The organism is Frankia sp. R43 (assembly GCF_001306465.1).
In the GTDB taxonomy this organism is placed as follows: domain Bacteria; phylum Actinomycetota; class Actinomycetes; order Frankiales; family Frankiaceae; genus Parafrankia; species Parafrankia irregularis.
Genome location: NZ_LFCW01000006.1, coordinates 294,468 through 306,453, shown reverse-complemented (window position 1 = coordinate 306,453; position 11,986 = coordinate 294,468). Strand labels below are relative to the sequence as shown.

Here is an 11,986-nt window from a genome sequence, read left to right as displayed (position 1 = left end):
AGAGATGCCTTACCAGACGGCGATGGCACCTGAAGCAGCGTCGACGGATCGAGGAGGCCTGACCTATGGGACGTCACCGGGCGGTGGGTCCGGATTCCCGGGGCTGGACCCTCTCGATTCATCGACCCCGATCGGAGCGGCGGCAGCAGCGGCGGTGGAAGCACTGACGATGGAACGACGACGACCCTTCCCGCGACCCAACCGGCGGCGCATCATCACCGTCGCGAACCAGAAAGGTGGCGTCGGCAAGACGACGACCACCGTCAATCTCGCGGCCGCACTGGCCATGCACGGCATCCGGGTGCTCGTGGTGGACCTGGATCCCCAGGGCAACGCCTCGACCGCGCTGGGAGTGGACCACCGCTCCGGGACACCCTCGATCTACGAGGTGCTGGTCGGCGACCGTCCGCTTGACGAGATCGTCGTGCAGTCGGGAGAGGCCGAAGGGCTCTTCTGCGCGCCGGCCACCATCGACCTCGCGGGTGCGGAGATCGAGCTGGTCTCCCTGGTCGCGCGGGAGACCCGGCTGCGGCGGGCCATCGAGGGCATGCGCAACGAGGTCGACTACGTCCTCATCGACTGTCCGCCATCACTCGGCCTGCTCACGGTCAACGCGCTGGTCGCGGCCCGTGAGCTCCTGATACCGATCCAGTGCGAGTACTACGCGCTGGAGGGCCTCGGCCAGCTACTGCGTAACGTCGAGCTGGTCCAGGCACATCTCAATCAGGAGCTCCGGCTGTCGACCATCCTGCTGACCATGTACGACTCGCGCACCCGGCTCGCCGACCAGGTTGTGCACGAGGTCAAAGAGCATTTCGGGGATCGGGTCCTGAACACCACGATCCCACGTAACGTGCGGCTGGCCGAAGCGCCTAGCTACGGGCAGTCCGCCCTCACCTACGACCCGGCGTCCCGTGGGTCGCTGTCCTACCTCGCGGCGGCGCGGGAGCTCGCCGAGCGGGGGGCCGACCGCGGGCCGCGTGGCGGTGGGCTGGCCGGCGGAGCTCCGCCGGTGGGCGATGCCCGGGCCGCGGCCGAATCCGTGCCTCGGGCCGATCACGGGCCAGGGGCCGGCGCGGGCGTGCCCGCTGCGGCCGCCCCGAACGCCGCTGGGGCGACGAGTGGCCACTCCCCCGCCGGACATCCCGGTGCCGGTGGTTTCGTTGCGCACGGGCCGGCTGAGCGGCACGCGACGGGCGCACCCTACGGTCCCGCGGACCGTCGCGGCGGCCCGGCTGACGGCTACGGCCCGGCTGACGGCTATGAGGCGGCGGACGGCTACGGCGCCCCGAACGGAGCCCGTCGATGACAGCGCGGCGAGGCGGCCTCGGCCGTGGGCTCGGAGCGCTCATTCCCGCGGCTGCCGAAAGCGCGGACGCCTACCAGTCGATGTCCGCCGACCGCGGCTACGCCCCCGCTCCGGTCGCGGGGGCGGTCTTCCGTGAGATCCCGCTGGACTCGGTCACGCCCAACCCGCGCCAGCCTCGCAACCACTTCGACGAGGACGCGCTCGCGGAGCTGGCCGAGAGCCTCAAGGAAGTCGGCCTGCTACAGCCGATCGTGGTGCGTGAGCTGCTTCCAGGCCGGTACGAGCTCGTCATGGGCGAGCGCCGTTGGCGCGCGTCGAGGCTGGCCGGGCTCGACCAGGTCCCCGCCATCGTGCGGGAGACCGCGGACGACGCCATGCTGCGCGACGCGCTCCTGGAGAACCTGCATCGCCAGCAGCTCAATCCGCTGGAGGAAGCGGCTGCCTACGAGCAGCTGCTGCGGGACTTCGGCGCGACCCACGAGGAGCTCGCCGGGCGGCTGGGGCGTTCCCGTTCGCATGTCACGAACACCATCCGCCTGCTGGGCCTGCCGCCGGCGGTCCAGCGGCGGGTCGCGGCCGGGGTGCTGTCGGCCGGGCACGCCCGCGCCCTGCTCTCCCTGGACGATGCCGACGCCCAGGATCGGCTGGCGACCCGGATCGTCGCGGAGGGCCTGTCCGTCCGGGCGGTCGAGGAGATCGTGGCTCTCGGCGAGGAGGGGCCGCGCAAGCGTGCTCCGCGCAAGCCGCGCTCCCCTGTCCCGGCGCTGACCCAGATCGCCGATCGGCTCGCCGACCGGCTGGAGACCCGGGTCAAGGTGGACATGGGCCGCAACAAGGGCCGGATCACCGTTGAGTTCGCCACGCTGGAAGACCTTGAACGCATCGTCGAGGCCATGTCCCCCGACTCGACGATCTCCTGACTGGACGGGGGCCCTCGGAGTCATCACCACGGCCCGGATCCCGGCTGGACCGGATTCGGCCACGAGACTCCGAGCGGCCCGCCCACGCTGGGCCCGCCCACGCCGGCTTCGAGAAGCCGGCCCACGCCCGACGCCGGCCCTGACGGGCGGCGGAAGTCGGCTCAGATCGCCCCGGGAACGGGGTTCACCTGGCCGCGTAGCACGCCTTCGGGACTCATGGACCCCAGGAGACGCTCCAGGGCCACCTCGACGTCCTCCCGCCAGCTCACCGCGTTCTTGACCTCGAGGCGCAGGCGGGGCCAGCGATGATGCGGCCGGACGGTCTTGAACCCGACGGCGAGCAGGTAGTCGGCCGGCACCACGCAGCGGGTGTCGGAACCCTTCAGATCCCCGAAGGCCTCGATCGCCCGGTAGCCGCGTCGGGTGATCTCCTTCGCGACCGCCTGGACCAGCACCCGGCCCAGACCCTGGCCGGTGAACTCCTCGACGATCTGGGCCGTCATCAGCAGCACCGCGTCCGGGCTGACCGGACTTGTCGGAAACGCCACCGAGCGGGGTACGTGCGCCGGCGGCGCGAACATCACAAAGCCGGCCGGGACGTCGTCGACATAAGCGATTTTTCCGCAGCTGCCCCATTCGAGGAGGGCGGCGGAGACCCAGGCTTCCTTCTCGATGTCCGTGGCGCCGGCCTCTTCTGCGCGGCTGCGGGCGACCGGATCGAGTTCCCAGAAGACGCATCGCCGACATGGGAGCGGTATGTCGTCGATGTTGTCGAGCGTGATGTTCGCGATCCGTCGACTCATCGAGCTACGCCTCCCAGCGGTTCGGACAGCCTTGTCCGGCCGGAACTATCGCCTACTTCCGACAGCCTAGGGCGCCTGCCGGCATTGATGGCGACGGGCACGCCGTGAGGTGTTCCACGTGAAACTTTGCCGGGTGGGCGTTGCGGACCGAGGCACGGCGTGCGTTGCAGGGGAGCGGCGTCCGCTACCCGGCAGCGGCGCGGTTCGGGGGTGGCGCCGAGCACTGGAAGCAGGCGCTGAGCAGCGGAGCGGCTGCGGGCCGCCGAGGGGTATCGGACAGCGGAACGGCGTCGGATGGCCGAGGGCGTCGGGCAGCAGAGCGGTGTCGGGTGGTCCACGGGTGTCGGACAGCAGAGCGATGCCGGGCAGCAGAGCGATGCCGGGTGACCGAGGGGTGTCGGGCAGCAGAACGGTGCTGGGCGGGATGGATCGGCACGATCGGCGGCACGGCGAAGCGTTCGAACGGCGAAGTCAGCGGGGCAGCCGAGTAGGCCGAGCAGGGGAGTCGCCGCGGCGCAGGTGGTTCTGTGTGGTGGCCCGCCTCGGGCCGCCGGGGCCACTGCCGGAGCTGTCGCCACTAGCCGGACAGGATCTGAGGATCGTGGTCGGCAGGACGACGACAATCCTCAGATCTTCGGTCCGCCGCTCACCCGGCCGCGGCGCGTTCCGGCCTGTCGGCCAGGTTCGGCCCGTCGGTCAGGTTCGAGCTGCGATGCGTGGCACCCGCAGCTGGCCCGTCGGCGGGTCCTGCTCCGGCGGGAGGAACAGCCGCTGCGTGGCGGCGAGCAGCGCCTCCGCCACCGCGGCCCGGAACTCGGTGGACGCCAGGGCGGCCACGTCGTGGGCGTTGGTGAGATAGCCGAGATCGATCTGCACCGCGGGCATGCGGGTACGGCGCAGCAGCTCCCAGGTCTTGGGGTGGGCCCGGCAGTCGACCATGTCGGTCCGCGAGATGATCTCTCGCTGGACCAGCAGGGCGAAGCGCTCACCGACGGCCGACGACCCGCGTGCATGCCCGTAGTAGTAGGTCGAGACGCCCTGCGCCTGGCTCGAGCCGCTCGCATCGACGTGTAGCGAGACGAGGAGGTCGGCGCCGATCTCGTTCGCGCGCGCGGCGCGCTCCGCCTCGGACGGAGACTCGTGCGGGCCGTGGACCAGATGCGCCTCGAGTCCGGAGGCGAGCAGGCGCGCCTCCAGCCGGGACGCCAGATCCGCCATCAGATCGCGCTCGCACAGCGGACCGCTCGTCACACCGGGGTCGTCGCCGCCATGGCCGGGGTCGATCGCGACGACCATGCCGAGCAGGGACGGACCACGGGCCAGCAGACGCACCGACTCACGCAGGACGTCCGGGCGGCCGCCGGTGACGGTGCGCTCCAGCCGCTTGAGCTCACGAAGCGTCCGCGGGCCGCACAGGCCGTCCGGGTCGAGCCCACGGTTGCGCTGGAAGTCGCGGACGGCGACGTCGGTGCGGGCGCCGAAGATTCCGTCGGCACGGCCGACGTCGAAGCCCATGTTCGACAGTCGCTCCTGCAACGCGGTGACGTCGTCGCCGACGAAGGGGTGCGTCACGCTGAAGTAGAGGAGCCGGTCACCCAGGCGGCGCCGAGCCTCCTCGATGGCCCGGAACGTGTCGGGGCCGATGATCCCGTCGACGGAGAGCCCCCGGCTCTGCTGAAAGGCCCGGACCGCGTTGTCGAGCTCGCGGTCGAACAGATCAGCCGTCACAGCCGGCTCGGTCGCCGCGGCCGACCGCTCCGCCTCGGTGGCCCCGGTCTGCCCGCCAGGCTCCGCAGGCTCGGCGGCCCCGGCGGTGGTAGCGGTGGCCGGCCCGGTCGCGGTGACAGGCGCGTTGTCCGCCACGGCGGCCTGGCGTGGTGCGACCGGCAGGAAACCGAGGTGGATGAAAGCTGCCCGTGCCTCGGCTACGGAGGGATCACGGTCACCAAGGCGCAGCAGCTTCACGAATGAGCACCTTTCGAATGTGCGTTCATCGAACCGTCAACCAGCGTCGAACCGGTTCGGCCGCCGAATCCCGCCATCAGATTAGGGCATCGCCGCTGGTCCGCGAGGGCTGCGATCCCCAACGTCCGGTTTTCCCGCTCCGCGACGGCTTTCGCCGGCCCGCGACGGATTCGCCGGCCCACGTGACGACGTCCGCGCGGTGTGACGGTTGCCTGTCACCGGCCGTGAGCGAGGGTAACGGGCCGGGCCCAGGTACCGGGCTGCATCCATCAATCGATCATGTCCACGGCCCGTACAGCCCCGTGGAGGGCACTTGCCGGTCCGGGCCACCTCCAGTGGCGGGCTGCGTCCACCAGGAGTGCCGAGGATGTCACCGGTGGTCGCGGAACCTGCCGCAACAGCAACGGCCCGCTCCACAGGGAACGGGCCGTTGCTGTTGGTGCGGCCGGTGCGTGCCGGTGTTGCTGCTGACGCGGGATCAACGGCTCCGCGGAACCGTCATGCCCGCGGCGAAGCGGCGCGGCGAGGCACCGCTCAGACGTAGGCCGCCAGATCGCGCAGCAGCGCCGCCTTCGGCTTCGCCCCGACGATGGTCCGGTCGACCTCGCCGTTGACGAACACTGCCATGGTCGGAATCGACATGATCTGGTACTCGCGGGCGACCTGCGGGTTCTCGTCGATGTTGAGCTTGACGATCCGCAGCTTCTCGCCGTGCTCCTTGGCGATCTCCTCGAGCACCGGGGCGACCATCTTGCACGGGCCGCACCACTCGGCCCAGAAGTCGACCAGCACCGGCTTGTCGCTCTTCAGTACCTCGGTGGCGAACGTGTCGTCCGTCACCACACCGGTTGCACCTGCCATGGGGTTCTCCTCGGGTCGTTCCTGGTCTTCGCTGTCTCTAGCTGCCTGGGTGTGGCGGCCGCCGGTAGCTGGCGGCCCGCCTGCTGCTCGACGGGGGTGGCGCTCCTCCCCCGTCGGCCAGCCAATTGTCTGGCCAAACCGGGCGGATGGGGTACTCCGCCGCCCGGATGGCCCGCCCTTCCGAGCGACCAGCCCGGGCCGAGCGACCAGCGCAGGCCGGGTGGTCAGCGCGGTTCAGCTCGCCAGCGCGGGATCCGGCACCCGCGCCGCGACGGCGGTCGGGTCGGCGACGCCCTCACTGCCGGCGATGTAGCGCTCGGCGTCCAGTGCCGCCGAGCAGCCGGTACCGGCGGCCGTGATCGCCTGGCGGTAGGTGTGGTCGACCACGTCGCCACAGGCGAACACGCCGGGGATGTTGGTCGCCGTGGTCGGGTGGGCCACCTTGACGTAACCCTCCTTGTCGAGCTCGAGCTGGTCGGCGACCAGCTCTGTCCGGGGCGTGTGGCCGATCGCCACGAACAGGCCCGTCACGGGAATCTCGTCGGTCTCGCCGGTGACCGTGTCGCGCAGCCGGACGCCCGTCAGCTTGTCGTCGCCGAGGACCTCCGCGACCTCCGAGTTCCACCGGAACCTGATCTTCGGGTCGGCGAAGGCGCGCTCCTGCATGATCACGCTCGCGCGCAGCTTGTCGCGCCGATGCACGATCGTCACCGACTTCGCGAACCGGGTGAGGAACGTCGCCTCCTCCATCGCGGAGTCGCCGCCGCCGACGACCACGATGTCGTGGTCCCGGAAGAAGAAGCCGTCACAGGTCGCGCAGGCGGACACACCGCGGCCGAGCAGCCGGTCCTCGTGCTCGATCCCGAGCTTCTTGTAGGCCGAGCCGGTGGCGACGATGACGGACCGGGTGAGGTAGGTCTCCTCACCGACCTTGACCACCTTCGGGTTGGCGGCCAGGTCGACCTCGGTGACATCGTCGGGGATGAGCTCTGCGCCGAAACGCTCCGCCTGGGCGCGCAGGTTGCCCATGAGCTCCGGTCCCTGGATGCCCTCGGGGAAACCGGGGAAGTTCTCGACCTCGGTCGTGGTCATCAGCGCGCCACCGGAGGTGACCGCACCCTCGAACACCACCGGCCGCAGGTTCGCCCTGGCGGTGTAGATCGCCGCCGTGTACCCGGCCGGGCCGGATCCGATGATGACGACGTCCAGGACCCGCTCCCCGGAACGTTCGGTCCCGGCGGTCGGGACCGCCTGGTCCTTGCCCTGGGCTGCCACACCCGCTCCCTTCATGATCGTCGACGGCCTGCCGCCGACGTCCCTCGCCTCGCCTGGTTTGGTTCGACTTCTCTTCGGTTCTTCGATACTGCGGTTCTTCAGATCCTTCAGGTACTGACGTCTGCCCGCATAACCGCGCGCGCCTGTCGCTGATTCCAGCAGTGGATCACAGTGGCCCGCCACCTACATGTGACGTCGGCACGCCGGGCCGGCTGGATGGTTGGCGGCTCACCCGCCTGCCGGGCGTCCGGGCTGTTCGGCGGCGCTCGACCCGCTAGCCACGGCTCGCGTTCACGCTGTACCAGACGGCACCCGGAATCGGGACGGATCCGCAGTGCGCGTCGATGACGACGAGGTGGGCGGTGGTCGGCTGCCCGGCGACCGAGAGCACGAGCATGATCGCCTGCTGGTCGTCGAAACGCACCCGGTCGAGCGCGATGACGGAACCGCCGGTCTGCGCGGAGAGGGTTTCGTAGCACATCCGTAGCTGCGGGGTGTCGTAAACCCGGGCCAGCGACTCAGGCGTCGTCGCCAACACCTGGTCGGCACCGGCGGCCTGGTCGGCGGAGGCGGCGCCGGCGCCGGCGGATGGAGGAGAGGAAGCGGCGGTCGCGGCCCCGTTGGTGGCGGCGGATGTGGGCGCCGCGGCCTCCGTCGCGCCGGAGCGGCTGCCCAGGGCGGACCAGGCAAGCCGTGTCATCGCGAGCTGGCCCGCGAGCAGCTGCTGGCCGTGGGCGACGACGCCGGCGGGGCGCAGGACCTTGTCGGTGTCGGCGACGAGCACCCAGCCACTGCCGGCAGCCGACGTTCCACCGGCGGCAGCCGCCTCGTTCGCCGCGGACGAGGCGGCTGTGGGCAGTGCCTCGCGCTGCGGTTGGGCAGCTGCGCCGAAGGTGCCCGCCTCCGCCGGGTTGGCAGCGGCGACGGCGGCGTCAGCCGTGGTCTCCGCGCTGGTTCCGGAGGTGAGCCCGCGCACCGCGAGAACCGCGGCGCCGAAGGCGACCAGCGCGACGCACGCGGCCGCGATGGAGATCCAGTCCCGAGCACCGCTGCTGCGGTTCCCCGCTGGCCGGCCGCGGCGCCCACCGGCATCGTGCTGCCGGGATCCGGACCGGGGCCGGGGTCCGGATCCGGGCCGGGAGCCTGAGGCCCCGTCCACGAGGCTCATCCGCCGGATACCCGCGGGCGTGATGTCGGCTGCCGGGACGTCAGCGGCGTCGTCGAGGCCGTCAGCGGGGTCGGTGCCGAGCGGACGGCCCGCGGGCCTGCCGCCGGCGGCCGAGGCGCCGGAGCGGGCGGCGAGGGCCGCCTGGATCCGCTCGGCGACGTCGTCCGGCATCGTCATGCTGGCCAGCCGGGCGAGCTCGGCCCGGACCCGGCGCAGCGCGCTCAGCGTGTCCTGGCAGGCGAGGCAGGAACGGAGATGGCGGTCAACCCGGCTCGCGGTCACGCCCGGGGATGCGCCGGGGCCCGGTGGATCAGGATGGGTGTCGAGGTAGGCGTCGAGCACCTCGATGTCGGGATGGGCGTCCCGCCGCCAGGCTCGCCCCTGGCCGGCCTGGCCCGGCCCGCCGGTACCGATACCGCCAGCACCGTCAGCGAGTTCGGAACAACCGGAATCATCGGAATCGCCGGGGCCCGTGAGGTGCCAGCCCGGATCAGAGTCCTGGGTGCCGTGCTCGTCCGTCATCACCGTCGATCACCTCCTCCGGCGAGTCAGTCGACCGGCCCTGCGGGCGGTCGGGTTCGTGTTGTCGCCCGCCCCTGAGCCTGCGGCCTGGCCTTTGGATCCGTCCGGCGCGTCACGCCGTCCCACATCTGAGACGGAAGGGGACGCCGGCTGGTTCCCGCCAGGGGGCTGGGGTGCCCTTTCGGGGGCGAGATGTCCGAGATGAACGGCGAGTTGGGCCCGGGCCCGCGCGCAGCGGCTTTTGACCGTTCCGACCGGTATATCCAGGAGCTGGGCAACCTCGGCGACCGGTCGGCCCTCGACGTCCACCAGCACGACCGGGGCGCGCAGTGTGACGGGAAGCATGCCGAGCGCGGTCTGGATGTCCATCCGGGTGTCGTGGTCGGTGATCGCGTCGCGGACGTCCACCGGCTCGCGGGGAAGACCGTCGGGAGACGACGGAAGAGGCACGGTCGGGCGCGCCGCCCGGCGGCGCAGGCGGTCCAGGGCCGCGTTGGTGACGATGCGGTGCAGCCACGTCCCGACGGCCGCCTCGCCGCGGAAGTCGGCGGCCCGGCGGTGCGCCGAGAGCATCGCCTCCTGGACGGCGTCCGCCGCCTCCTCCGCGTCGCTCAGCAGGTTGAACGCGACCGCCCACAGCCGGTCCGCGTGCGCGCGGAACAGTTCGCCGAACGCCTCCGGATCACCGGCCACATGCCGACGAAGCGCGTCGGCGTCCGCCGCCACACCAGCGTTCGGGGCCGCCGCCGCCGCTGCGGCCCCGGCCCCGTTCCCGCGCGTGCCGTGTCGGCTGTCAGGCGGGGACTCCGCCCGCCCCGCTGCAGACGGGTTCACCGTCTCCCCAGCCCCGCCGCCGCGACCCGATCAGCGCTTGAACTCGACCTCGGCGATCGAGCCCTTGAGCTTCCCGTCCGCACCCGCGGGCAGCTCAGTCAGCCAGACCACCCAGTACTTGTGCTTCTGTTGGTCGGACGGCATCGTGATCGAAACCTTGCCGGACTTGCCCTGCTGCGCCACGCCGACGAGCGGATAGGTGTTGATGTCGTTGGCCTCGGTGTCGCCAGCCCGCAGCTCGAACGAGACTGGAGCCAGGGAGCCAATGGTGACCGCCACCTCGCTGGGTGCGACGGGCTCGTTGAAGGTGAACCGAAGACCGACACCTTCCTTCAACCCACCGAACTGCCGAGGCGGCGCGTAGCCACTGGTGGTCCACTCCGTCGACGTGTTCCCGTCGGCCGCCTTCGAGACCGAGTCGTTGTTCTCCTCGCCGTCACCCGGCGGAGGGTCGAAGGCGGTGACGCCCGCGATATCGATCTTCTGTCCCGTCGAGAGCATCGTCGTCGACGACGGGCTGGTGCCGGGGTCCGTCCCCGGAGTTTGGTCGTCCTTGTTCTGCAGTGCGATCACGGCGACGATGGCGACGAGGACGACGACCACGGCGAGCGCCAGCCAGGGCAGGACGCGCCGGGCGGTCGAGCCGCCGCGGACCCCGTCGGGCGGCGGGATCCGGTTGTCGTCCGGGTGCCGCCGAGTCTCGGACGGACCACGCTGCGCCGGATAGCCGTCGTAGCCACGCTCGCGCTCGTCGCCGCGGTCGTAACCGCCCCCGCCCGCGCCCCCACCTGCGCCGTACCCGCGCTCCTCGTAGGCGGTCTGGTCGTAGCCGCCGCGGCCCATGTAGGCGGTCTGGTCGTAGCCCCGGCGGTCGTAGCCGCTGCCCGTAGCACCAGCAGCACTGCCCGCACCGCCGTAACCGCCGCCGCCCGGGCCGGGGTAGCCGCCACGGTTGTCGTAGTCACCCCGGCTGCCGTAACCGCCACGGTTGTCGTAATCACCCCGGTTGTCGTAGCCGCCGCGACCGTCATAGTCGCCCCGGCCGCCGTAGCCATCTCGGTTGCCGTAGCTGTTCGGGCCGCTGTCGTAGCCGCCGTAGCCGCCCCGGTCCTGGAAGTCGCCGGTGGCCGGGCCGTAGCCGTCCACCGGCATCGCCTCGGTGCTGGCCGGGCCCTCGTCGCCGAGGCTCATCAGACCGGTGTCGAGCACCTGATCGACGGGGCTGACCGCCTCCAGCTCGGCGACCAGCTCGGCGGCGGTGGTGATGGGTGCGCCGGCCCGCTCGTCGCCGAGGGTCGCCAGCGCGATCGCGTCGAGGTCGCGGGGGACCGCGGCGTTGACCTGCCTGGGCGTCCGCAGCCGACCGTTGGCCGTCGGGGCCGCCGGCAGCGCGTGCTCGCCGAGCAGCGGCCACGCGCCGGTCAGGCCCGCGTAGAGCAGCGCGCCGAGGGCACGGACGTCCGCCAGGTCGCCGGCGGCGCCGGCACCCGCCCCGTCGCCGCCGTTCGCCTCCGAGCTCGAGCCCGCGTCGCCGTCCGCACCCGCACCCGAGTCCGTGCCGGCGCCGACGGTCGGCTCGGCGCCGGTGGCCGAACCGTCCAGCCCGGCCAGGATCCCGCCGATCTCAAGATCGACGACCTTCACGGTGCCGTGGCCGGAGACGATGACATCGCCCGGGTTGAGCCCGCCGTGGTGGATCCCGCGCTCGTGCGCCGCGGCGAGGACCCGGGCGGCGGCGAGCACGATGGCCCCCGCCTGCTCGGGGCGCGGCGGGCCCTCGGCGGCGAGCTGGCGCAGCGTGCGCCCTTCCACCCACTCCGAGACGACGTAGGAGATGCGGGTCGACCCGGTGGTGGTCGTCGTCGCGTCATAGGTGGACGCGGCACCGGGATGAACCAGCCGGCCCGAGCTGATCGCGGCCTTCAGCAACGACTCGGCGACCTCCTCGAGGGCAGCCTGGTCGGCCTCGGACCCGGGATCGCCGGAGCCGTCCGGGTGTTCGACGATGCGCACCGCCACCGGCCGGGCGAGAACGTTGTCGTCGCCCCGCCAAAGTGTGACCGGGCCGCGGGTGTTCAGCGGCGCGAGCAGCCGGTAACGCCGGTCGAGAACGGATTCGGCGAGGACGGCGGTGCTGGCGGGCAGGTGCGCCGGCGCATCGTTGGTCACGTTGTTATCGACGTCCGCGCCCTGCGGTCGGTTGCTTCCGTCGACCACAGTGCCTCCGTCGTCCGCATACCCGCCGGTGGGTCACCCCACCCGAACCGGGCAGAGGATCCGCCCAGCGTTCCACCACTGCGAACGAACACCCGGGCACCCTCCGTCGCCT

At 71.9% G+C, this 11,986-nt stretch carries 8 protein-coding genes and 1 pseudogene; 2 read left to right on the top strand and 7 right to left on the bottom strand.

The annotated features are described in order from the left end of the window. Positions 1–4: 4 nt before the first annotated feature. Positions 5–964 (top strand): annotated as a pseudogene (locus ACG83_RS25765) (ParA family protein); the annotation flags it as partial. A 341-nt stretch (positions 965–1,305) separates the two neighbouring features. Then, positions 1,306–2,229 (top strand): ParB/RepB/Spo0J family partition protein, encoded by a 924-nt coding sequence (locus ACG83_RS25760; RefSeq protein WP_054568834.1) that lies wholly within the window; start codon positions 1,306–1,308, stop codon positions 2,227–2,229. Positions 2,230–2,390: 161 nt separating this feature from the next. Here the strand turns inward: ACG83_RS25760 and ACG83_RS25755 are convergent, their stop codons facing one another. The 7 genes from ACG83_RS25755 to ACG83_RS25725 all read right to left on the bottom strand — a co-directional run bounded on the left by ACG83_RS25755 (position 2,391) and on the right by ACG83_RS25725 (position 11,874). After that, positions 2,391–3,032: a GNAT family N-acetyltransferase gene (locus tag ACG83_RS25755; protein WP_054568833.1), complete on the bottom strand. Its 642-nt coding sequence runs from the start codon at positions 3,030–3,032 to the stop codon at positions 2,391–2,393. A 696-nt stretch (positions 3,033–3,728) separates the two neighbouring features. Beyond that, on the bottom strand, positions 3,729–4,997 hold the full coding sequence (locus ACG83_RS25750; RefSeq protein ID WP_054568832.1) for an N-acetylmuramoyl-L-alanine amidase: 1,269 nt from the start codon (positions 4,995–4,997) through the stop codon (positions 3,729–3,731). Between the two features lie 534 nt (positions 4,998–5,531). Continuing rightward, a complete protein-coding gene (gene trxA / locus ACG83_RS25745; protein ID WP_054568831.1) occupies positions 5,532–5,858 on the bottom strand; it encodes a thioredoxin in 327 nt (108 codons plus the stop codon). A 234-nt stretch (positions 5,859–6,092) separates the two neighbouring features. Then, entirely contained in the window at positions 6,093–7,133 is a 1,041-nt protein-coding gene (trxB, locus tag ACG83_RS25740) for a thioredoxin-disulfide reductase (protein ID WP_054568830.1), read from the bottom strand. Between the two features lie 274 nt (positions 7,134–7,407). Continuing rightward, a complete protein-coding gene (locus ACG83_RS25735) occupies positions 7,408–8,823 on the bottom strand; it encodes a hypothetical protein (protein ID WP_054568829.1) in 1,416 nt (471 codons plus the stop codon). 9 nt (positions 8,824–8,832) lie between these two features. Beyond that, the gene (gene sigM, locus ACG83_RS25730) at positions 8,833–9,657 is read right to left on the bottom strand and encodes an RNA polymerase sigma factor SigM (RefSeq protein WP_054568828.1); all 825 of its coding nucleotides are present in this window, start codon (positions 9,655–9,657) and stop codon (positions 8,833–8,835) included. Positions 9,658–9,687: 30 nt separating this feature from the next. Further along, on the bottom strand, positions 9,688–11,874 hold the full coding sequence (locus ACG83_RS25725; RefSeq protein ID WP_054568827.1) for a protein kinase family protein: 2,187 nt from the start codon (positions 11,872–11,874) through the stop codon (positions 9,688–9,690). Positions 11,875–11,986: the final 112 nt, after the last annotated feature.